The following is a 20,984-nucleotide window of genomic DNA, read 5'->3' as shown; positions in this document are numbered from 1 at the left end:
CCGGGAAATTTTTATAATGCCGCTTGATCTTCGACTTGGGCTTCTGCTTGCAATACCGTGATCCGTTCGATCGTGAACCCAGTGAACGCATAGATGATCGAGATGACCGGGACGATGAAGTTGAGGACGGCGTACGGCGCGTACTCGAACGCCCCGACACCGAGCGTCCCGAGAATGAACACCCCGCACGTGTTCCACGGGATGAACACCGACGTCAGCGTGCCGCCGTCCTCGAGCGCCCGGGACAAGTTCTTCGAGTGGAGCCCCATCTTCTCATAGGCCCCGGCAAACATGCGTGCCGGTACGACGATCGATATGTATTGCTCGGAACACGTCGCGTTCGTCGCAATCCCGGCAAGAATCGTCGACGCGATCATCGAGCCGGCCGTCTTCGCTAGTTTGACGATCTGGTTCATGATTGATTGCAGCATCCCCGAATACTCCAAAATCCCCCCGAACGTCATCGCGACGATCGTCATCGAGACGGTATACATCATCGCGTCGAGCCCACCCCGACTGAATAAGTTATCGACGAGCTCATTGCCGGTGTCGATCACATAGCCGCTTTGAAGCGCACCGACGCTATCCGAGAGCGATCCGCCTTGAATGACGACTTGGGCCAGAAAGCCGAGCGCGATCCCGACGACGAGTGCCGGGATGGCCGGTACTTTTTTCGTGACGAGCACGATGACCGCGAGCGGAATCAGTAGCAACCAAGGCGAGATGACGAAACTGTCTTCCAAAATGCCGAGCGTCTGCACGATGTCTGAAGGATTCGTCGCCGTATCATTGAAACGCGTCCCGAGCCACCAATAGACGCCGAGCGCGATGATGAGTCCCGGAATCGTCGTATAAAGCATATGACGGATGTGGACGAACAAGTTCGTATGCGTCAAACCGGCCGCAAGGTTCGTCGTATCCGACAGCGGCGACATCTTATCGCCAAAGTAGGCGCCCGAGATGACGGCACCTGCGACCATCGGCGCCGGAATCCCCATGCTGAGCCCAATGCCCATCCCGGCGACACCGATCGTCCCCATTGTCGACCACGAACTGCCGATCGACAAAGCAACGACCGCACAGATGAGACAGATCGTCACGAGGAAGTAGGCTGGCGAGATGATCTTCAACCCGAAATAAATCATCGTGGCGACGACGCCTCCCCCGATCCAGGCGCCAATCGTCAAACCGACCAAAATGATGATGACGACCGCCGGCAAGGCGAGCCGTATCCCCTTGTACATCATCTCCTCGATGTCTTTCCATTTGTAGCCGTGACGCCACGCGACAAGCGAAGCGGTCGCCGTCCCGACGATGAGCGGGATGTGTGGCCCTTGCTCGAGTTTGACGATGGCGACGAGCATGACCCCAATCATGACAAATAGCGGCAACAACGCCCAACCAAGCTTCATGTCTTGCCTGTTCCCCTGCAGTTCCATGTAAATTCCTCCCCGTTAGCGAAAATTCAGAATTGTCGTTATATTGTCGCTAATGAGAATATGATAACGCTTACATCAAGAGTTAGCAATAAAAAAATGGACGGCAAGCTCACGCCCCGTCCATTTCGTTTCACTTTATCGTGTTGCAACCGCTCGTCTTAACGTCTCGGCGAGCAAAGCCGCCCCTTCAGGCAAGACGTCGCGGTCGAACGTCATCTGCGGATGATGCAGTCCCGGCGTCAAATTTGCCCCGATCCCAATCATCGTGGCATCGAGTCCCGGTTTCTCGACCGTGTAAAAATGAAAATCGTCACTTCCCGACGTCACGATGCGATTGACGAGCGCGTCCTCGCCATGGAGTGCGATGATTGCTTCCGCTGCGATCCGGCTCGAGCGTTCTCCAATCTCGGCACCCGGCGTGAAGTCTTGCCATTCCGACTCGATTTCGATGCCATGCAGCACGCTAATTTGATGCAACATCGCCTCGAGACGGTCACGAAGCTCGAGCAATTCTTTATTTTGCTGGGCCCGCACGTCAATCGAGAACGTGGCGTTGCCTGGAATGATGTTCATGTTTTCACTTCCTGCCTGGACACCGGTCAGCTTGATTGAATGCGGCTCAAACGGCGACAGATAGATGCTTTTCAACATCTGTTGGATCGTGAAGACGACGTCGAGCGCATTCTGACCTTGGTGTGGCCTCGCACCGTGGGCATCGTCCCCGATGATCCGTCCTTTCAAGAACAAAGCGGCGCCGTGTTGAATCGCAGCGGCGTATTGGCCGCGCTTCAGCTCTTCGAGCGGGCGCAAATGAATGCCGTATAAGTGGCTGACATCGTCAAGTGCCTCTTTATTGATCATCGCGAGCGAGCCGTTACCTTGTTCTTCCGCCGGTTGGAAGATAAAGCGGATCCGTTTCGAGAGCGCCTCGTCCTTTAACAGCTCGAGCGCGCCGAGCACCATGCTTATGTTGGCGTCGTGGCCGCACGAATGGTTGGCCCGGAACTCTCCTTCGACTTGTTGCCATAAGGCATCGATATCGGCTCGGACGGCGATAACGTCGGCACCGGTGCCGATTTCAGCGATGACACCCGTGACGTCGTCAAACGTCTCGTGACGCACGTTCCATGACGCCAAGATGTCCGCAATCGTCTTCGTCGTCTTTTTTTCTTTCCAACTCACTTCCGGATGAGCATGAAAATGCTCGAACCAGCTCAGTACGTTCGTAGTCATGATTGATTCCCCCGTTATGTAGTCACAGTTTCTTGACACCTTTGATCAATACCCATTGCATCGGCAGTCGACCCCATGTCACCCATTTGGGTAACGTCTTGCCACCGATCCGAGACGGTTTGAGTGCCATATTGATGTTTGCTGGGAACACGGCGATCAAAAAAGCTGGCAACGTCTTCTTGACGAAGCCGGTCCCTTTGTTCATGAGCAACAACACTCCATAGACGACTTCAATCACACCGCTAGCCTGTACCATGAAGCGCTTGAACGGCCATGATTTCGGAATAATCGACATGAAGGCGCGCTCTTGAACGAAATGCATGATGCCGGCCCCTAAAAATAACACACCGTATAACTTACGAATCACGTTATCCCCTCCTTTTTCTAAGCATAACAAAAAAGATGGGCATAGTGCCCATCTTTACAACGCGTCTCCGTTCGCATTTTGAATCTCGACATCGACCGTTTCGGTCTTGCCGTCCCGGACGTACTCGATCGTGACGACGCCGTCCGTGTCACGAATCAATTCGCTCCGCAAATCGATGAACGAGGACACGGGTTGATCGTTGATTTTGACGATGACGTCACGAGCCTCAAGGCCCGCTGCCGCCGCCGAACTGTTCGCCTGCACGTCGACGATAATCGTCCCGACCGTCACCGACTCCGGTAGGTTGATCTGTTCAGTCAAATAACCAGGCGGGAACTCATTAACGTCACGCAATGAGACACCGAGCGACGGATGGTTCACTTCGCCGGTCTGCTCAATTTGATTGATGAGTGGCAACGCGATGTCGACGGGAATCGAGAAGCCGACCCCTTCGACAGAATCGGTCGCGATTTTCATCGAGTTGATGCCGATCAACTGACCGGATTCATTGATCAACGCCCCACCAGAGTTACCGGGGTTGATGGCCGCATCCGTTTGGATGACTTCGGCATTGAAGTCGGCTTGTCCGTTCTCGTCCGTATCGACCGGTACGAGACGTGACGTCGAAGAGACGATCCCGCGTGTGACCGAGTTCTCAAACTGTCCGAGCGGGTTACCGATAGCGATGACCGTCTGCCCCGGTTTCAATTCGCTCGATTTCCCGATCTTAATCACAGACGATACGTTGTCCGCGTCGACTTCGAGCACGGCCAAATCGTACGTCGCATCGCTTCCCATGAGCTTCGCCTCAGCAGTTGAACCGTCGTTGAACGTGACGGTCAGACGTTCGGCGCCATTGACGACGTGATGGTTCGTGACGATGTAAGCCGACCCATTTTCTTTTTTATAGATGACCCCTGATCCGACACCCGCTTCGACCGCTTCGTCCGAGAATCCGCTCGCCGCGAAGTTGTTAACGGTCACGACTGCCGGTTGTGCCACCGCGACCGCATTGGTGACCGATGTGTCTTTGATGTTCGATGAGGTTTGGACAGGTGTCCCGTCTGACGTCACATTCGTATTCGACGTGACGTCAGGCGCTTGATCGATGAACGGTAATGCAATCGCACCGGTCAACAACGCCCCGGCGACACCGCCGATGAACCCTGGGAACATGCGGCTCATGAAAGAGGGCCGAGTGACTTGTTCCGCTTGCGGAGGTTCAGGCGTCCGCTTTGACGAACCGAGCTCTGTATCTAACCAATCTTCATGCCGATTTTGTTCATTCTGTTGATCGTTTCGTTCCATAACATGTCATCTCCTCAATGATGTTTCCTCTAACTTCTACCCTAAGTATAATAGAAGCCGGCACCGTTTCATGGAATTGACGGAACGATTACAAGATTCTTCACAATTTGCGTCAATTTCGTCAGACGATGTCGTTCCGTAACGTGCCGATCCCAGAGATCGTCACTTCGACCCGGTCTCCGGACTGAAGATAGACGGGCGGCTTCATGCCATGGCCGACCCCGGCTGGCGTCCCGGTCGCGATAATGTCACCCGCTTCGAGCGTCATCCCTGTTGAGAGAGTCCGAATCAGTTCATCGATCGGACGGATCATGTCATCCGTCGTTCCGAGCTGACGGTTTTCCCCGTTCACGTCTGTGCGGATTGACAGTGGAAATTCGAGTTCTTCCGGCGTGACGATAAATGGTCCGAACGGACAGAACGTATCGAACGACTTGCCGCGGAAAAACTGGACGTGCTGTTTTTGCACGTCTCGTGCCGTAATATCGTTAATGATGGTATACCCAAAAATGTGGTCCTCGACGTCTTGAATGTCGCGTCCTGACTTTCCGATGATGACGGCGAGCTCGCCCTCATAGTCAAGTTGGTCGGTAAGCGCTGCATGACGCTCGACGATAGCGTCAGGACCGACGACCGAAGTCGGCGCTTTCGTGAAGATGACGAGCTTACCGGCTCCCGCCGTATCCATCTCTTTCACGTGCTCCTCGTAGTTTTTACCGATGCAGATGACATTTTTTAGCGGCCGGTATGGCGCGAGCAATTTGACGTCTTCGAGCGGTCGTACGCTTGCGACGTCTAGATCGATATCCGGTTTAAATTCGCGAGCAATCACTTCTAACAATGAGTTCGTATGTAGTTGATCACTGACGTCATATACTTGGTCCGCTTCGACCACCCCGACTCTTATCTCCCCTTCGACTTCATAGCTACACCATTTCATAATGATTTCCCCCTTTTTTGTTAGTATACAAAAAATCGGAGCGTTGTCGCCCCGATCACACTTTATTCAGAAAAATGATTCGCTGGTTGCTCGACCCCCTGAAACGGAGCGAGCGGTCCATGAGCGGCTGTTCGAAACGCCCGTCGACGAGCACGTCGGCGTGGTCAAGGACGGTATCGATGTCCTCATTTTCTAGCTGTTGTAGCGCCTCGAACGTGTAGCCAGTATAGATCCAGACGTTCTTCCCGAGTGTCTTGCAACCGCGCACGACTTCTGACAGCTCAGCCGGTTGCAGGAACGGTTCACCGCCCGATATCGTCACGCCTTCCCATGCGGCCGTCTCGACACGGTCTAACAACTCTTCGATCGAGATGTCACGACCGCCTCGCGGATTCCACGATTCAGGGTTGTGACAGCCCGGGCAACGATGCGGACAGCCTGCTGTAAAAATCACGGTTCGAATGCCCGGACCATCGACGACCGATTCTTCAAGTACGGATAGGACGCGCATGATGTTTCACCCTCGCTCGTTCTTCTTCTCGTTTCGCCGAATTCCATCGATCCATCGTCCCGACCAAATAACCGGTGATACGACGGATCCGCTCGATCTGGTCTCGTTCCCCACACGTCGGACACGACTCGTCGATGATCCCTTCTAGACCGCAACTCCCGCAACGATCGACCGGATGATTGATCGAGCCATAGCCGATGTCATGCGTCCGCATGAGACGTACAATCGATTCGACCGCTTCCGGGTTATGGGCAAGCGATCCGTCGACCTCGACGTACGTAATATGTCCGGCATCACATAAGGCGTGGTATGGCGCCTCGATTCGAATCTTGTCCCGGATTGAGACGTGTTGATAAACCGGGACGTGGAACGAATTCGTATAAAAGGCGCGGTCGGTCACACCGGCGATTATTCCGAACTCCTGTTGATCGTTTAACACGAACTTCCCGGACAATCCTTCGGCTGGCGTCGCCAATAGCGAAAAGTTTAAATCATAGTTATCCGCCGCCTGTCTCATCCTTTCCGCGAGATGAGTCACGATATCAAGCCCGAGACGTTCGGCTTCCCTCGATTCGGCGTGCGTCCCGCCGACGAGAACGCGGAGTGCTTCGGCGAGACCGATAAAGCCGACCGATAACGTTCCTTGTTTTAACACGTCTCGTAATTCCGATTCAGGCAAAAGCGTCTCGCTACCCCGCCAGACGTGCTGCGCATAAAGAAAGCGGAATTCGTCCGCATGTCGCTTGCATTGATAGTCGAAACGTTCAAGCAATTGCTCAATGGCGATGTCAACGAATTCATCCAACGTCTTATAAAACGACTCGACATCGGATGACACGAGTGCCATTTTCACTAAATTCAACGTCGAGAACGATAAATTACCTCTTCCGATCGACGTCTCTGCCCCATGACGGTTTCCCATCACTCGTGTCCGGCAGCCCATGTAGGCAACTTCTGAAGCAGGTGTCCCGTCATAGTACTGAAGGTTGAACGGCGCATCGACGAACGAGAAGTTCGGGAACAACCGCTTGCCCGTCACGCGGCATGCGTGGCGGAACAAATCGACGTTCGGGTCCCCGTCATTGAAGTTGACTCCTTCCTTTACTTTGAAGATTTGAATCGGGAAAATCGGCGTCTCCCCGTTGCCTAATCCTCGCTCTGTCGCTTTTAACAACTCGCGGATAAACACCCGTCCCCACCGACTCGTGTCGGTGCCGTAGTTGATCGACACGAACGGAACTTGACCGCCGCCGCGCGAGTGCATCGAGTTGGCGTTATGGATGAACGCCTCGCACGCCTGGTACGTCGCCGATACGGTTTCTGCTTCAGCAATCTGCTGTTGTTGCTCCGCCGTCAGCTCAATCGGTAGTCCGTTCAGCCGCTCGAGTTGACGTTCATACGTCTTCTCGACGTAAGGAGCGAGATCGACGTCAAACATCGGGAACGCCTGTCCCCCGTGTTGCATGTTCTGATTCGCTTGAAGAATGATCGAGGCGAGCGCCATCGCCGAACGAATATCCTGCGGGGGACGAATCGTCCCGTGTCCTGTGTGGAACCCGTTCGCGAGTAACTCTCCGAGCGGGATTTGACAACACGTCGTCGATCCGGTCACATAGTAATCGGCGTCATGCACATATAAGTAGTTATCACGGATAGCTAGACGTGACCGTTCCGACAGTAGGTACGTGGTCGATAATTGTTTTGACACTTCTGAAGATAAGCGCGCTAGTTTGCCGAGTGGCGACTTCCCGTCGACGTTGGCGTTCTCTTGGATCAAATCTTGATCTGGTAGCACACAGACATCATTATAAAGCTGGAGCATGTTCACTCCGCATCACCTCGCTATATATTGATTATTAAACGGCTGATAACCGATAAAAATTCTATATATAGATTATGTCACGTTTTATCGATTTGAGGCACGTCGATATTGTGACAGTTGCAACCGATCCCGAACGTAAAAAAACAGCCGAATCCCTGACGTGGGCTCGACTGTGCGTTTCGTGATGTATGTCATACTTCTTTGGCTGGCTTGACGATTTTCAGTTCGACTTCTTCTTCCTCAGACTCTTGTGCTTCACGCAATCCTTTAGCGTTCAACCATGTATAGATCGCGCCCATGAATAACGCGCCTCCGATAATGTTTCCGAACGTAGCCGGAATCAAGTTGTGGATGGCTCCAGCAAAGCTGATTGCTTCTGGATGCGGAACAACGAGTGTGAGTGCGAACAAGACGAAGTTGGCGATGACGTGATCAAACCCTGAAGCGAAGAAGACGGCCACTAGGAAGATCATCGAGAAGATTTGGGCAAATTCATTTTTCATCTGTTTCGGCAAGAAGATAGCGAGACAGACCATCCAGTTACAGAAGATGGCTCTAAAAAAGATTTCGACTGTCGTATGATGCATCTTGCTCTCGACGACGGCAAATAACCAGTTGTTCATGCCGAGCTCTTGAATGACTCCAGTCGGCGCGAGCAACAAGGCGAAAAGAATGCCGCCGAGCGCGTTCCCGACGAAGCAAAGCAACCAGACGAGCATCGTATCACTCAGCGTCGTGTAGCCACGCATCGTTGAAGTCGTAAAATACATCGTATTCCCGGTAAATAGTTCAGCGCCTCCGTAGATGATCATGACGAGCGCGATCCCGAACGAGAATCCCCCGATGAGCGTCGTAAATGGTGAATCTACAAGATACATGCCGTTGACGACTTTTAATGTGAAGATTGATGCGAACCCGATAAAAATCCCCGCGAGCATTGCCCGTAAAAAATATTCCATCGGCCGATAGTGAATCATCGCTGAGGAAGCCTGTGCTTTCTTCCGTAATGATTCGAGTGCATGGATTTCCATTGATGCCATGTCACAAACCCTTCTTTCTGTTTAAATGAACCATATAATAAGAACAAACATGTGAAATCATTAACAATATAAGCCCGGAGCGACATTTTTGCAACTGCCCATTCGAACTGTTGACACACTTTTCACATCGTAATCGGTTACATTTGTCGGATTTGTGACTAAAAAAAGCGACCCTTCGTAAAGGGCCGCATGAAACCAATTATGCTTTCTCAGAAGAATCTGTCGTCTCATCAGTCGATTTTTCTGGAGCTGAAGCTTCTTCACCTTCAGTTTCCTCTTCTTCGACTGCTACCGGCTCGTTCACTGATGCGATTTGAAGATCGCCTTCAGATAAGATTTCGTAATCTTTATTCTCCGGAATATCAGCAACTGTGAGTGAGTCACCGATCCCTAGCTCGCTAACGTCGAGCTCAATCCGCTCTGGGATGTTAGCAGGCGTTGCCGAAACAGTGACTTTATAGAGTGCTTGCGACAAGAAGCCGCCTTCTTTGACACCTTTCGCGTCGCCGACGAGTGTGACGTCTGCTTCAACTTCAGTTGCCTCATCCATTTTGACTGCCATGAACTCGACGTGCTTGTATGTGCTCGTGAACGGATCAACTTCCGTCCCGTGAACGAGTGTATTTACTTTCTTGCCGTCGATGTTAAGTTCGATCAAGGCGTTGTCACCGTGTTCACGGAGAATCTTGCGCAATGCCATTTCTTCAAACGCGACTGGTGTGCTTTCGACTTTGTAGCCGTAAACGACACCAAGTACTTTTCCTTCTTTACGTAAGTTTGTTCGAACCGAACGTGGTCGTAATTCTCGTGTCGTTACTTTAAGCGTGTCTGTCATAATCATTTCCCCCTACTGGTTTATGAATCATGTCTACACCTTGAGGGTGAGGCAGTGTGAACTCCACCTCTCAACCTCGATGCGTTTGACGACATGTGTATATTGTTCCCATAGCTAAGCATCCATAAACGTTACAGCCGGTTAAAATAAGATTACAACGTTTGTCACATGACACGTTTGAACAACTTCTCGAGTTCATACGTACTCCACTTCACTAAAATCGGACGTCCGTGTGGACACGTATACGGAGACGTCGTCTCGCCAAGGTCGCGGATCAACTGTCGCATCATCTCGAGGTTTAAGGGATGGTTCGCTTTGATCGATCGTTTGCACGCCATCAGGATCGACGCCTCTTCGCGATATTTAGCGATATCGATTGATCGGTCCCGAATCGCCATCTCGATTAAATCACGGACTGTCCCTTCGAGATCGTGCTGCGGATACCATGTCGGGATTTCCCGGACAAGAAACGTATTGCCTCCGAACGCCTCTAAATCGAGGCCCGCTTCTTTAAGAAGTGGGGCGACTTCTTCAATCGCAAGCGTCTCTTGTTGGGTGAACTCGAGCGTGAGCGGCAACAGCAACAACTGATACTCTTTTTCAGGCTGGCCGAGTTGATCATAAAACAGTTCGTACTTGATGCGTTCTTGGGCGGCGTGTTGGTCGATGATGTACATGCCATCGTCCGCGCCGCAGACGATGTAACTCGCATGGAGTTGGCCGATAACGTCGAGCGCCGGCAGCCGGCGTTCCGCCTTTTCAACCACCGGTTCTTCTGGCAGCACTGTTTCGACCGGTGTCTCTTGAACGAGTGGTGTCGGCGACCAGCGACTCGGAGATGTGACCGGCTCGCGTGGGATCGGATAGTTCCATGCGCTCGGCTCAACTGTTGTGTCTGAGCGTTCAACGGTGAAATCAAGCTTCGATTGCTCTGTCGGAACGGACGGCTGTCTTGGTTTGACCGACGGGATCAACCGTTGCTCCCGAAGTGTCAGCTGAACCGTCTCCCGGATCAGTTGACAGAGTTCCTTCTCTTTTGACAGTCTCACTTCCCGCTTCGTCGGATGAACGTTGACATCAATCAGCATCGGGTCCATGTTCACTTCGAGCACAGCGATCGGGTAACGACCGATCGGCAGAAGCGTATGATAGCCTTCGAGAACGCTTTGCGTGAGCGCGAAATTTTTGATGCTCCGACCGTTCAAGATCAAAGTCACATACTGTTTATTTGAACGCGTCACTTCGGGCCGCACGAGGTGAGCACTCAAGCTGTAGTCATTCGTCTTACTCGACGCCGTCACGATTTGGGAAGCGACTTGCCGACCGTAGATTGCGAGCATGACTTGCTTGATGTCCCCGTTCCCGTTCGTTCGGAGCAGCTCCTTGTCTTCATGGAAAGCCGTCAATCGAACTTCCGGGTGTGACAAGGCAATCCGGTTCAACGTGTCGGTGATGCTCGCGAGCTCGGTCGCAGATGTTTTCAAGTATTTCAAACGGGCTGGCGTATTATAGAACAATTGACTGACCGTGATCTCTGTCCCGACGTTCGCAGCAGTCGGTGTTTGCTCGATCACGACGCCGCCATGTAGCGTCATCTCAAAGCCGGCCTCATCAGCCCGGCGCGACTTTAACGTGACGTGACTGACCGATGCGATCGAGGCGAGCGCCTCGCCCCGGAATCCGAGCGTCCGGATCCGGAACAAATCATGTTCGTCTCGTATCTTGCTCGTCGCATGTCTTAAAAAAGCACGGGCCGCATCATCCTCGTAAAAGCCGTGGCCGTTATCCCGCACTTTGATGAGCCGGATCCCGGCCTCTTCTAGCTCGACTTCCACTTTCGTCGCGCCTGCATCAATCGCATTTTCGACGAGTTCTTTCACGACCGATGCCGGTCGCTCGACAACTTCCCCGGCCGCAATCCGGTTGGCTAACTGTTCTGGCAACTCTTGAATGATTCCCATCGACTCACCCTTTCTTCGCAGACTGTTGGAGCGCATAGAGCGCTTGCATCGCCTCGATCGGGTTCATCGCTAAAAGATCGAGCTCGAGCAATTGTTGTTTTAACTCATCTTTTGTCTCGAACAAAGAGAGCTGAGCGGTTTCATCGCTCGACTTCTTCGTTATCGGGTCAGTCGGGGCAGCGACCCGCTCTTTCTCTTGTTCGAGCTCTGTTAAGATCGTCCGCGCTCGTTCGATGAGCGATTGTGGCAAGTCGGCCAGTTCCGCGACGTGGATGCCGTAAGACTTGTCGGCCTTGCCTGGATGAACTTCATGCAAGAAGACGACGCGTCCGTCGCGTTCGATGGCGCGGACGTGGACGTTCTCGAGCGTCGGGATCGTCGTTTCGAGGACGGTCAGCTCATGATAATGCGTCGAGAACAGTGTCTTCGCGCCGATTGAGGAGGCGATATATTCGACGATCGCTTGCGCGAGCGCCATCCCATCATACGTCGACGTCCCGCGCCCGATCTCATCAAGCAAAATCAAGCTGTTCGCCGTCGCCTCGGTCACGGCCTGGCGTGTCTCGGTCATTTCGACCATAAACGTGGACTGACCGCTCACGAGGTCGTCCGCTGCCCCGATGCGAGTGAAGATGCGGTCAAACAGCGGCAGTTCGGCCGCCTCGGCCGGGACGAACGATCCGATTTGGTGCATGATCGCGATCAACGCGAACTGGCGCATGTACGTCGATTTACCGGACATGTTCGGTCCGGTGATCAACAGCATCTGACGCGAGTCGTCAAGCGTCAAGTCGTTGGCGACATAGTCACCGCGTGGCAGAACCGTCTCGATGACCGGGTGCCGGCCGCGATCGATTTGAACGTTTGCGGACGCTGTCGGACGCACGTAGTCCCGCTTTTCGGCGACGATCGCCAAAGCGAGCAGGACGTCAAGTTCACTGAGCGACCGTGCGAGCTGCTGCAACCGTTTCGTCTCAAGTTTGACTCGGTCTCGCAATGTGACGAACAAGTCATACTCGAGCGTGCAGCTCTTCTCTTCCGCACCGAGGATGAGCGCTTCTTTCTCTTTCAGCTCGGGCGTGACGTAGCGTTCGGCGTTCGTGAGCGTCTGTTTCCGCTCGTACCGACCTTCTTCGAGTAAACGGGCGTTCGCTTTCGTCACTTCGAGATAATACCCGAAGACACGGTTGTAGCCGATCTTTAATGACTTGATCCCGGTCGCGATCCGCTCTTGTTGCTCCAGGTTCGCGATCCACGACTTCCCGTTCGCTTTCGCTTCAAGCAACTGATCAAGCTCTTCAGAATAGCCTTTACGAATCATTCCGCCTTCTTTCGTCGAGATCGGTGGAGATTCGACGAGCGCCGCTTCAAGGAGCGCCGCCAAGTCTTCGAACGTGTCCAAGTCTTCATGGATATGATGCAACCGGCTTGATGCGACCGCTTCGAGCATCACGCTCAAAGCCGGGATGCGTGCTAGTGTGTCGCGCAATTGTACGAGATCGCGCGCGTTCGCCGTCCCGTAGCCGACTTTCGCGACGAGCCGCTCGATATCATAGACGTGTTTCAATTCGTCCCGGAGTTGGTCGCGCAGCATGAAATCGTCAAGTAAGTTCTCGACCGCGTCTTGACGCTCATGGATCGCTTGCTCTGTATAGAGCGGTTGCTCGAGCCAACGCTTTAAAAGACGTCCGCCCATGGCGGTCGTCGTCTCGTCGAGCAGTGATAAGAGTGAGCCTTTCCGTTCTCCGGAGCGGGCCGAGCGGAACAGTTCTAAGTTGCGTGCCGTATTCGGGTCGAGTTGCATGTGGGCCTCGACCTCATAGGCGATCGCCGGCTGCAAGTGGTCGAGCGCCCGCTTTTGCGTCCGTGTCAAATAGGCGTACAGCAAATCAAACGCGCTCACTTGGGCGTCGTCTTTCGCCGATGCGGACAGTTCGCTCGACCGGCGTTCGACTTGAATCGATAGCGGGATCCCGAGCGGCTGCAACATGTCCGCGAGCTGGTCGTCATCGACTAATATCTCACTCGGGACCAATCCTTCGACTTCACGGAGGACCGCTTCTTTCGTCGGCAACGTCGTCAGCCAAGATTCACCTGTCGTCACGTCACCACGGGCGACCCCGTATGTTTCACCAACTTTGGCGACGGCGACCAAATAACGGTTGTCTTTGTCTCCGAGCGCGGCCATGTAAGTACCTGGCGTGATGACTTGGATGACTTCCCGCTTCACAAGGCCTTTTGTCGCTTTCGGATCTTCCATCTGCTCACAGATCGCGACGTTGAATCCTTTTTCGATCAACTGCTCGATGTAGACGGCTGCCGAGTGATGCGGGACTCCACACATCGGGATCGGATGCTCGGCGTTTTTGCCGTTTTTCGCGGTGAGCGTCAATTCGAGTTCTTTCGCCACGATTTGGGCGTCTTCAAAAAAGAGCTCGTAAAAGTCACCGAGCCGGTAAAATACAAAGGCGTCAGGATAATCCGCCTTGATTGAAAAATATTGCTTCATCATCGGTGTCTGATGTATCGCTTCCATTTCGTCTCACCTCTATAAAGTAGAACAGCTGACCAGAGGCCAGCTGTTGTTTTTTAGTATCCGCAACCGCCGCGTGATTTCTCCGCTGCCATGCCGCTTCCTGTTTTACCTGCGAGTACGTCGCCTTCCGTCGCTTCGATGATTCGGTCCGTCACCGAGTTGGCGAGCGTCACCGTCACGTATTGAAGAAGGTCGTTCACTTCGACTTGTGTCTCTTGGAACGCCTGGACGACCGGAATCGAATCGAGTTCGTCCATCGCCTTGTCGATTTTTAGTTCGACTTTGGCAAGCGCTTCGGTCTTGCCGTAATGTTTGCAGTTGACCGCTTCTTTTTGTAAATATTTGATCCGTTTGATCAACGTTTGGACGCGTTCACTTTCGTTCACTTTCGTTTCCGCTTCTTTGAAGCGGGCCACTTCTGGAGTCTTTGCCAAAAGGTCGGCTAATTCTTTCGCTTTTTCAATCACTTGTTGGTCAGTCACCATCGTAAACCCCTTTGCACGCTATAATGTTATCGCACGTTTTCATGTGCGCATGTATTCCTCAACATTCTACCATGAACTTCTGGCGAACGGTACCGCACTGCTTTAGGAAGATATGGTTCTTTCCCGAATCATATCGACGTGTGGGATGTCGTCTTCTAAGTATTCTTCACTCGTTCGCGAAAAGCCGAAACTCGCATAGAACGGTTCGACGTATGTCTGGGCTTGTAAGTAGAGCTCGGCGGACCCGAAGTCAATGACGGCTTCTTCCATTAGCCTGCGCGAGTACCCTTTGCCTCGATGTGACGCTTTCGTGACGACGCGACCGATAGCGATCGGCGTTTCTTCGACGAGCACTCGGAGTGCGGCGACAATCACACCGTCTTCTTCGATCCAGTAATGATGCGCCGTGACATCTTTCCCGTCGACTTCCTGATACGGACAATCTTGCTCGACGACGAACACCTCGGTCCGCAGCGCCAACAGATCATACAGTTCTTTCGTCGTCAGTTCATTAAATGTTTTCTTATGCATGACACCGTCCCCTTCATTATAGCTTTGCACCGAGCGCACGTCCGACGTGCAACCCGCTCGTCATTGCCCCGATCGTCCCCGCTCCCGGGAACACCGTATCCCCGCACACGAAAAAGTTCGGTAGCGTCGTCCGATAGCTCGCGGCATGGAACAGAGCCTGACGCGGTGTTTGCGCATAGCCACCGACAGCACCGTGCGGTCGTCTCGTATATTTTACCCACGCTCCTGGACCCCCGGGAAGGAGGACCGCTGATTCGCCCGTCCAGTCAGGAAACGCCCGCTTCACGGCCGAGATGAGACGCTCGGTCCATATTGCTTCTAGTTTCTCATAGGTGGCCCTGTCTTTCCAATCGTCCCACTCTGATAAATCGATATGCGTCGAGACCGTCACGGTCCGTTCGGGGAGAGACGTCCGTAACACGTCGTCCTCGGCCGACATCGAGATGAAGGCATGGCCGGACGGCAAGTCGTCCGTATACACTTGTTGGAATAAGGGCTGGTCCAGACAGACGCGCTCGGGCAACGTCACGTATAGACTGAACGTGCCCCATTGCGATTGCTTCAACTGACGTCGATATTGCCCGGCAAATCGACGCTCGTCAGCACCGCTCAGCAAGCGATGTGTCGCCTCGAGCGGGATCGCGGCAACGACGACGTCGACGATCTCAAGCCGGCCCCGGCGATCGGTCAATAACCAGCCGTCGGCGACGCGCTCGATTTTCATGATTTGACGACCGAGCAGCGTCGTGCCTCCGCCATGTCGAATCGAGCGTTCCAAGGCGTGCGCGAGTGTATACAATCCACCTTCGACGTAAAATGCCCCTTCATGGTAAATCGAAAGTGCGACGGTCGCGAGCAAGTGACTTGCATCGCGTGCCCCCGTCTGCAAACTATCGAGTAAAATTCCGTCGATGAGTCGTTCGAACGCTGTTCCGTTCAGATTATGACGCCTTAACGTTTCGCGAAGCGGACGATATAGTTTTACAAGTGCCGCTACTTGATTCGGCCGAAATCCGCGAACCGCGGTCAGCGCATCGTCGAGCGTCCGGAGCGGTAAAGCCGGCAAACGCTCGAACAACGGTCGGATTCTATCAAAATCCGTCCATACTTCTCGAAAGAATGACCGGATATCCGACTGCAGTTCCGGAAACTTTGCGCTCAGTTCCTCGAGAAACGCTTGACGTGCTTGATAGTAGACGATCGTTCGATCACTCAGATGGACATGCATCACTTCGTCTAGCTTCTCGACTGCGACCGCCTCGTCTAAATAGTCGAGCACGCGTTGATGGAGTCCGCCTCGTTCGAAGCCCATCCCGAGCGTCGCCCCCGCCGGGAAACGGTAGTCCCCGCGATCAAACTTACCGGCACATCCGCCCCATTCGCGCGATGATTCAAACACGATTACGTCATGTCCCGATCGACTAGCGAGAGCCGCCGTTGTCAACCCGGCGATTCCCCCACCGATAACCCCAATCTTCATCCCAATCCCCTCCTGACTTCATCATACATCCGGTCGTCATATTTTTGACGATTGAACATGTTCTCGGTAACATTTTTTAAGCAGCAGGCAGGGTTCTGACAGATTATGGCGAAAAAACCGATAAAGGACAGGTGAAACCATATGCGAAGTCGGGTCATCATTTATTTGCTCATCCCTATCTTGATTTTTATCGGTATTTTAATCACTCCCCCGTCAGAAGAATCGCAAAAACTCGCGACGATGACGGTCGTCAACATTCAAGAGATGATTCCGTATGAGCGTGAATATACGTCGCAAGAAATATTATTAGAAGAGGCGAAAGATAGACGTGAAGCAATCATCGAGGAATGGAGACTCGAACGTGGGGCCCGGACGACATACAGTTACGTGCTCCGTCTACAAGGTTTCGAGACAGTCATCCAAGTTGACGCCGGTGCGGCCAATACGCGTTCGGACGGCTATTATGCGATGCAGGCCCACAGTCCTGTTTTCGAAGCTGACGAGCCGCTGTCGACTGGCTATCCAATCATTTTATTCGCTTCCGAGCAACGGCTCGTCTTGAATCAGATGGAAGTACGTGTCATGTATGAAGAAGATGGCGTGATTGAGAAATGGCGTATCCTTCAATCGGAATAATCACCATGACACAGACAAAATTTATTGAATGAATAGTGAACACCGGAGGGACATATGCAAAAAATATTAATTATCGGCTCTGGTGGATCGGGAAAGTCGACGCTTGCGCGGAATATTAGCTCGCGACTCGGCATCGAAGCCCACCATTTGGACGCATTATTATGGAAACCGAATTGGGTTCCTGCCACGAGACAAGAGCAGATTGTAATCCAAACCGAGCTAATCGAACGAACGTCCTGGATTATCGACGGCAACTACGGCGGCACGCTCGACTTGAGAATGGAAGCGGCCGATACAATCCTCTATCTCGACTTGCCACGGATTGTTTGTACATATCGCGTCCTGAAACGAATGATCAAATATAAAGGCAAGGCAAGACCGGACATGGGAACTGGTTGTGAGGAGCGGTTTGATCCGAAATTCTTGAAGTGGGTATGGAATTACCCAAAATCGCAGCGCCCAGATGTGTTGCATCGCTTGCAATCGAGCCGTGCCAATCAGAACATCATCATCTTACGTTCACGGGCGGAAGTTCGTGATTTTTTGACGTCGATTAACCAAGGAGAAAACGATGACATCGAGACTTGAGCCAATCAATGCGGCAAAAACATTTATCACTGTGCATTTCCCCCACTGTCAGGCGGCGGTGTTAGCAGGAAGCATCGTCCGGGGCGAAGCAACGGAAACGTCTGACTTAGACATAGTCGTCTTCGATCAAACGCTCGTCTCGTCTTACCGTGAATCGCTGATCGAATACGGATGGCGCATCGAGCTATTCGCCCACAACTTGACGTCCTACCGCGCCTTTTTCGATCAAGATCGCCAACGCGCCATGCCGTCCTTACCGACGATGGTAGCGGAAAGCGTCGTATTGAAAGATACAGGCGTGATCGAAGCCATCAAACGTGAAGCTAAAGACTTACTCGAGCGCGGCCCAAATGTGTGGTCTGATGAGACGATTGAGATGAAACGATATTTTTTGACAGATGCGCTCGATGACTTGATTGGCTGTCAAAATCGGCAAGAAGGTCTGTTCATCAGCAGTACGATCGGGGATTTAATCTGCGAATTCATCTTGCGCACGAACGGAAAATGGACGGGTACATCAAAATGGGCATACCGCGCCCTCGCCCGCCACGACAACGAGTTGGCTCATCAACTTGTAGCTGCTCTCGAGTCGTATTATCGAAACAATGAAATTGACGACCTCGTATGCTTCGTTGACGAGGCGATGTTGCCGTTCGGTGGCAGGTTATTCGCCGGTTTCAGCCGTGGTAAATCAAACGAAAAGTGAGGTGAGACCATGTTCTTTTTACAAATGTCCGGATTTCCGGGCTCCGGCAAATCGACGCTGGCCCGTGCCATCGCGCCTCAGCTCAATGCGGTCATCGTCGACCATGACGTGACGAAGACAGCCTTGCTCGAAGCAATGGTGGATCATCCGCTTGACCCGGCACTGGCCGGAAAAGTCGCCTATGACATCGATTGGGCGCTTGTTGCGTTCAATTTGTCACTAGCCCGGAACGTCATTCTGGACAGCCCTTGCCTGTATGATGCGATGCTTGAACGCGGATTGGCACTCGCCGAAAACCATGGCGCCACTTATCGCTACGTCGAGTGTGTCGTCGACGACGTCGATGAAATCAATCGCCGCCTTTCCGAGCGCGAACGCAAGATTAGTCAAATCGAATCCGTCACCTCGGACGATTTTCATCGAACTGTCGCAAACCGTAAAAAACCCGACTTTATGCATACGCTTACAATCGATGCAAATCGCCCGATCGAGACCTATTTGACCGACGTCATCAGCTACTTGCAGCAGATTGACGGATGATTCTTGTCATCCAGCTTAAAGCGGACTGGATGATATTTTTTAGCTTTTCTGTATTTTTATACTTTACAATTAATAATTATACAATTACACTTAGTCTCATATCTTGAAGGAGGAATTTATACATGAAAAAGTGGATCGTTACAGGGGGACTAGTCGCAAGCGCATTATTAGCGGGGTGCAACCAAGGGACAACGGGAGAAGAAAAAAAGACACTCGTCATGGGAACGAGTGCCGATTACTTCCCGTATGAGTTCGTTGATACGGCGAACGGGGATGAGATCGTCGGTTTCGACATCGAGATCGCTGAAACGGTCACAGAGCGTCTCGGTTATGAGTTAAAGATTGAGGACATGGACTTCGGTAGTTTGCTCGGAGCCTTGAACGCCGGACGGATCGACTTTGTCATGGCCGGCATGACGCCGACCGAAGAGCGGAAAGAAAATGCGTCGTTCTCGGACATCTATTTATCAGCAACGAACTTGATCATGACAAAAGATGAATCGCTAAAAGAGATCGAAGCGCTAGCCGGCAAGAAGATCGGCGTCCAGACCGCTTCAATTCAAGAGACTATCGCTCAAGACCAAGCGCCTGACGCTGAACTCGTCTCATTGAATAAGATTCCAGAAATCGTTCAAGAGTTGAACACGGGCCGCATCGATGCAATGGTCATCGAAGACACGGTCGCTCAAAAATACTTAGACCAAGACGCAGGTCTTTATACGTTCGCGCTTAAAGAAGACGGCGAAAAAGGATCGGCGGCCGCTTTCAAATTGGAAGACGACTTGCGTGATCAGTTCAATGACGAGCTGAACAAGATGATCGACTCAGGCGAGATCGATAAACTCGCTAAAAAATGGTTCTCGATGGAGCCGACGGAATGAGGCAAGTCGACCTCCCGATCTATCCCGTCACTTATCCGGAAGGACATCGGTTGAATCAAAACGAAAGCCAGTTCCCGGTGCCGAAGCGGTTGCATGAACAGCTGGCAACAATCTCGTTCCATGACCTGCACGAGTATCCGGTCCAACCGATTGATGAACTGTTCACCCGCTACGCGGCCTATGCTGGCGTCGAATCGAACCAGTTGCTCGTCGGCTGTGGCAGTGATGAGATGATTCACGTCGTCACGCAGGCGCTCTTGTCACCAGAAGACGTCGTCTTGTCACCGAGTCCTGACTTCGCTCTCTACCCGATCTTCACGACGATCGCACACGGTCGGCATGTTCAGGCGGACGATTTATCGTATGAGGCGCTCACCTTGGCGATTCAGCAACATGCACCGAAGCTGTTGCTGTTGTCGAACCCAAACAACCCGACCGGTAAGTTGTGGACGGTCGGTGAGTTGGCCGAACTGGCAGGCCTCGTCCCTTATTTGATCGTCGACGAGGCGTATATCGATTTCACGCCTGCATCGAGTATCGTCACGCACTTGAATGAACTGACGAACGTGATCGTCTTACGGACGCTATCAAAGGCGTTCGGCTTAGCCAACGTCCGTCTCGGGTTTATGATCACGACGACCGAACTCGCTCAGTATTTCCGGCAGTTCGTCCCCCCGTTCAATATAAGCGGTGTGAGCGCGAAAATTGCCAACGTCTTTTTGGCTGATGCGACCTACTTGGACGAGTCAATCGCTTGGCATCACGACATGCGCGTCAAGTGGTCAGAGTTACTCGGGACGATCGGTCAAGTGCAGCCAGCTGAGGCGAATTTTTTATACGTCACACTCTACCAACCCGAAGCGGTTTGGTCCCACTTAGCCGAGCACGGCATCCATACGTCGCGTCAACCGGACGGGATCCGCGTCACGCTCGGGAACGAGCAAGCACTTGCGTTAGCTCGACAGACGTTATCCGCTTTTGCAACGACCTCATGACGAAACGACCCGTCTGGATATTGTGAACTGCTCCCCGTCAAGTAGACAGGGTAAATAATGAAAACCAGCCTAGGCGGCTTGAGCCCTGTATTCGACAGGGCTCAAGCCGTTTAGTCGTTTCTGGAGACGATCATGGTTGTAGAACGATAT

21 protein-coding genes are annotated in these 20,984 nt (G+C 52.7%); 6 read left to right on the top strand and 15 right to left on the bottom strand.

Annotated features, from left to right (window positions below; translation table 11 throughout):
• Positions 1-11: 11 nt before the first annotated feature.
• The 14 genes from nhaC to EVJ24_RS06885 form a co-directional block, all read right to left on the bottom strand.
• Positions 12-1,412: a Na+/H+ antiporter NhaC gene (nhaC, locus tag EVJ24_RS06950; RefSeq protein ID WP_442899258.1), complete on the bottom strand. Its 1,401-nt coding sequence runs from the start codon at positions 1,410-1,412 to the stop codon at positions 12-14.
• 162 nt (positions 1,413-1,574) lie between these two features.
• On the bottom strand, positions 1,575-2,672 hold the full coding sequence (locus EVJ24_RS06945; protein ID WP_131440493.1) for an amidohydrolase: 1,098 nt from the start codon (positions 2,670-2,672) through the stop codon (positions 1,575-1,577).
• Between the two features lie 22 nt (positions 2,673-2,694).
• The gene (locus EVJ24_RS06940; protein ID WP_201740359.1) at positions 2,695-3,039 is read right to left on the bottom strand and encodes a DoxX family protein; all 345 of its coding nucleotides are present in this window, start codon (positions 3,037-3,039) and stop codon (positions 2,695-2,697) included.
• Positions 3,040-3,093: 54 nt separating this feature from the next.
• Positions 3,094-4,347: a S1C family serine protease gene (locus tag EVJ24_RS06935; protein WP_131440491.1), complete on the bottom strand. Its 1,254-nt coding sequence runs from the start codon at positions 4,345-4,347 to the stop codon at positions 3,094-3,096.
• A gap of 121 nt (positions 4,348-4,468) precedes the next feature.
• Complete coding sequence (locus EVJ24_RS06930; protein ID WP_131440489.1) at positions 4,469-5,287, bottom strand: fumarylacetoacetate hydrolase family protein; 819 nt, start codon at positions 5,285-5,287, stop codon at positions 4,469-4,471.
• A 55-nt stretch (positions 5,288-5,342) separates the two neighbouring features.
• Positions 5,343-5,798 carry an anaerobic ribonucleoside-triphosphate reductase activating protein gene (nrdG, locus tag EVJ24_RS06925; RefSeq protein WP_131440487.1) on the bottom strand — a complete coding sequence of 152 codons (456 nt, stop codon included), beginning with the start codon at positions 5,796-5,798 and terminating at the stop codon, positions 5,343-5,345.
• Positions 5,776-7,620 (bottom strand): anaerobic ribonucleoside triphosphate reductase, encoded by a 1,845-nt coding sequence (locus EVJ24_RS06920; RefSeq protein ID WP_131440485.1) that lies wholly within the window; start codon positions 7,618-7,620, stop codon positions 5,776-5,778. Before EVJ24_RS06920 ends, nrdG begins: the two co-directional genes overlap by 23 nt.
• Before the next feature lie 191 nt (positions 7,621-7,811).
• Complete coding sequence (locus EVJ24_RS06915) at positions 7,812-8,651, bottom strand: formate/nitrite transporter family protein (RefSeq protein WP_071397388.1); 840 nt, start codon at positions 8,649-8,651, stop codon at positions 7,812-7,814.
• Between the two features lie 208 nt (positions 8,652-8,859).
• Positions 8,860-9,495 carry a 50S ribosomal protein L25/general stress protein Ctc gene (locus EVJ24_RS06910; RefSeq protein WP_131440483.1) on the bottom strand — a complete coding sequence of 212 codons (636 nt, stop codon included), beginning with the start codon at positions 9,493-9,495 and terminating at the stop codon, positions 8,860-8,862.
• Positions 9,496-9,659: 164 nt separating this feature from the next.
• Positions 9,660-11,456 carry a DNA mismatch repair endonuclease MutL gene (mutL, locus tag EVJ24_RS06905; RefSeq protein WP_131440480.1) on the bottom strand — a complete coding sequence of 599 codons (1,797 nt, stop codon included), beginning with the start codon at positions 11,454-11,456 and terminating at the stop codon, positions 9,660-9,662.
• A gap of 4 nt (positions 11,457-11,460) precedes the next feature.
• Positions 11,461-13,992, bottom strand: a complete 2,532-nt coding sequence (gene mutS, locus EVJ24_RS06900) for a DNA mismatch repair protein MutS (RefSeq protein ID WP_070327372.1) — start codon at positions 13,990-13,992, stop codon at positions 11,461-11,463.
• A gap of 53 nt (positions 13,993-14,045) precedes the next feature.
• Positions 14,046-14,477 (bottom strand): RicAFT regulatory complex protein RicA family protein, encoded by a 432-nt coding sequence (locus EVJ24_RS06895; protein ID WP_070327373.1) that lies wholly within the window; start codon positions 14,475-14,477, stop codon positions 14,046-14,048.
• 102 nt (positions 14,478-14,579) lie between these two features.
• Positions 14,580-15,008, bottom strand: coding sequence for a GNAT family N-acetyltransferase (locus tag EVJ24_RS06890; protein WP_131440478.1), 429 nt, complete (start codon positions 15,006-15,008; stop codon positions 14,580-14,582).
• Between the two features lie 16 nt (positions 15,009-15,024).
• The gene (locus EVJ24_RS06885) at positions 15,025-16,488 is read right to left on the bottom strand and encodes a phytoene desaturase family protein (protein ID WP_131440476.1); all 1,464 of its coding nucleotides are present in this window, start codon (positions 16,486-16,488) and stop codon (positions 15,025-15,027) included.
• Between the two features lie 141 nt (positions 16,489-16,629).
• Between EVJ24_RS06885 and EVJ24_RS06880 the strand changes: the two genes are divergently transcribed.
• The 6 genes from EVJ24_RS06880 to EVJ24_RS06855 all read left to right on the top strand — a co-directional run bounded on the left by EVJ24_RS06880 (position 16,630) and on the right by EVJ24_RS06855 (position 20,834).
• Positions 16,630-17,124 (top strand): hypothetical protein, encoded by a 495-nt coding sequence (locus EVJ24_RS06880; RefSeq protein WP_131440474.1) that lies wholly within the window; start codon positions 16,630-16,632, stop codon positions 17,122-17,124.
• A 54-nt stretch (positions 17,125-17,178) separates the two neighbouring features.
• Positions 17,179-17,712 (top strand): DNA topology modulation protein, encoded by a 534-nt coding sequence (locus EVJ24_RS06875; RefSeq protein WP_071397375.1) that lies wholly within the window; start codon positions 17,179-17,181, stop codon positions 17,710-17,712.
• Complete coding sequence (locus EVJ24_RS06870; RefSeq protein WP_131440472.1) at positions 17,696-18,418, top strand: nucleotidyltransferase domain-containing protein; 723 nt, start codon at positions 17,696-17,698, stop codon at positions 18,416-18,418. Before EVJ24_RS06875 ends, EVJ24_RS06870 begins: the two co-directional genes overlap by 17 nt.
• Before the next feature lie 9 nt (positions 18,419-18,427).
• Positions 18,428-18,958: an AAA family ATPase gene (locus EVJ24_RS06865; RefSeq protein WP_131440470.1), complete on the top strand. Its 531-nt coding sequence runs from the start codon at positions 18,428-18,430 to the stop codon at positions 18,956-18,958.
• A 122-nt stretch (positions 18,959-19,080) separates the two neighbouring features.
• Positions 19,081-19,839 carry a transporter substrate-binding domain-containing protein gene (locus tag EVJ24_RS06860; protein WP_131440468.1) on the top strand — a complete coding sequence of 253 codons (759 nt, stop codon included), beginning with the start codon at positions 19,081-19,083 and terminating at the stop codon, positions 19,837-19,839.
• Complete coding sequence (locus EVJ24_RS06855; protein WP_131440457.1) at positions 19,836-20,834, top strand: pyridoxal phosphate-dependent aminotransferase; 999 nt, start codon at positions 19,836-19,838, stop codon at positions 20,832-20,834. The genes EVJ24_RS06860 and EVJ24_RS06855 overlap by 4 nt, the downstream gene beginning before the upstream one ends.
• A 69-nt stretch (positions 20,835-20,903) precedes the next feature.
• Here EVJ24_RS06855 and EVJ24_RS15580 read toward each other — a convergent pair.
• Positions 20,904-20,984, bottom strand: an 81-nt coding sequence (locus tag EVJ24_RS15580; RefSeq protein WP_131440828.1) for an IS3 family transposase, incomplete at its 5' end; no start/stop codon positions are given.

The organism is Exiguobacterium sp. SH1S21 (genome assembly GCF_004337175.1).
GTDB lineage: Bacteria > Bacillota > Bacilli > Exiguobacteriales > Exiguobacteriaceae > Exiguobacterium > Exiguobacterium aurantiacum_A.
This window is presented reverse-complemented; position numbering and strand designations above follow the sequence as displayed.

What these genes read in the sequence shown, in the direction of transcription:
- EVJ24_RS06895 (WP_070327373.1), bottom strand. Translation starts at nt 14,477, where the DNA reads ATGGTGACTGACCAACAAGTGATTGAAAAAGCGAAAGAATTAGCCGAC.
- EVJ24_RS06920 (WP_131440485.1), bottom strand. Translation starts at nt 7,620, where the DNA reads ATGCTCCAGCTTTATAATGATGTCTGTGTGCTACCAGATCAAGATTTG.
- EVJ24_RS06855 (WP_131440457.1), top strand. Translation starts at nt 19,836, where the DNA reads ATGAGGCAAGTCGACCTCCCGATCTATCCCGTCACTTATCCGGAAGGA.
- EVJ24_RS06870 (WP_131440472.1), top strand. Translation starts at nt 17,696, where the DNA reads ATGACATCGAGACTTGAGCCAATCAATGCGGCAAAAACATTTATCACT.
- EVJ24_RS06860 (WP_131440468.1), top strand. Translation starts at nt 19,081, where the DNA reads ATGAAAAAGTGGATCGTTACAGGGGGACTAGTCGCAAGCGCATTATTA.
- EVJ24_RS06880 (WP_131440474.1), top strand. Translation starts at nt 16,630, where the DNA reads ATGCGAAGTCGGGTCATCATTTATTTGCTCATCCCTATCTTGATTTTT.
- nrdG (WP_131440487.1), bottom strand. Translation starts at nt 5,798, where the DNA reads ATGCGCGTCCTATCCGTACTTGAAGAATCGGTCGTCGATGGTCCGGGC.
- EVJ24_RS06875 (WP_071397375.1), top strand. Translation starts at nt 17,179, where the DNA reads ATGCAAAAAATATTAATTATCGGCTCTGGTGGATCGGGAAAGTCGACG.
- EVJ24_RS06935 (WP_131440491.1), bottom strand. Translation starts at nt 4,347, where the DNA reads ATGGAACGAAACGATCAACAGAATGAACAAAATCGGCATGAAGATTGG.
- mutL (WP_131440480.1), bottom strand. Translation starts at nt 11,456, where the DNA reads ATGGGAATCATTCAAGAGTTGCCAGAACAGTTAGCCAACCGGATTGCG.
- EVJ24_RS06885 (WP_131440476.1), bottom strand. Translation starts at nt 16,488, where the DNA reads ATGAAGATTGGGGTTATCGGTGGGGGAATCGCCGGGTTGACAACGGCG.
- EVJ24_RS06865 (WP_131440470.1), top strand. Translation starts at nt 18,428, where the DNA reads ATGTTCTTTTTACAAATGTCCGGATTTCCGGGCTCCGGCAAATCGACG.
- mutS (WP_070327372.1), bottom strand. Translation starts at nt 13,992, where the DNA reads ATGGAAGCGATACATCAGACACCGATGATGAAGCAATATTTTTCAATC.
- EVJ24_RS06930 (WP_131440489.1), bottom strand. Translation starts at nt 5,287, where the DNA reads ATGAAATGGTGTAGCTATGAAGTCGAAGGGGAGATAAGAGTCGGGGTG.
- EVJ24_RS06910 (WP_131440483.1), bottom strand. Translation starts at nt 9,495, where the DNA reads ATGACAGACACGCTTAAAGTAACGACACGAGAATTACGACCACGTTCG.
- nhaC (WP_442899258.1), bottom strand. Translation starts at nt 1,412, where the DNA reads ATGAAGCTTGGTTGGGCGTTGTTGCCGCTATTTGTCATGATTGGGGTC.
- EVJ24_RS06890 (WP_131440478.1), bottom strand. Translation starts at nt 15,008, where the DNA reads ATGCATAAGAAAACATTTAATGAACTGACGACGAAAGAACTGTATGAT.
- EVJ24_RS06915 (WP_071397388.1), bottom strand. Translation starts at nt 8,651, where the DNA reads ATGGAAATCCATGCACTCGAATCATTACGGAAGAAAGCACAGGCTTCC.
- EVJ24_RS06945 (WP_131440493.1), bottom strand. Translation starts at nt 2,672, where the DNA reads ATGACTACGAACGTACTGAGCTGGTTCGAGCATTTTCATGCTCATCCG.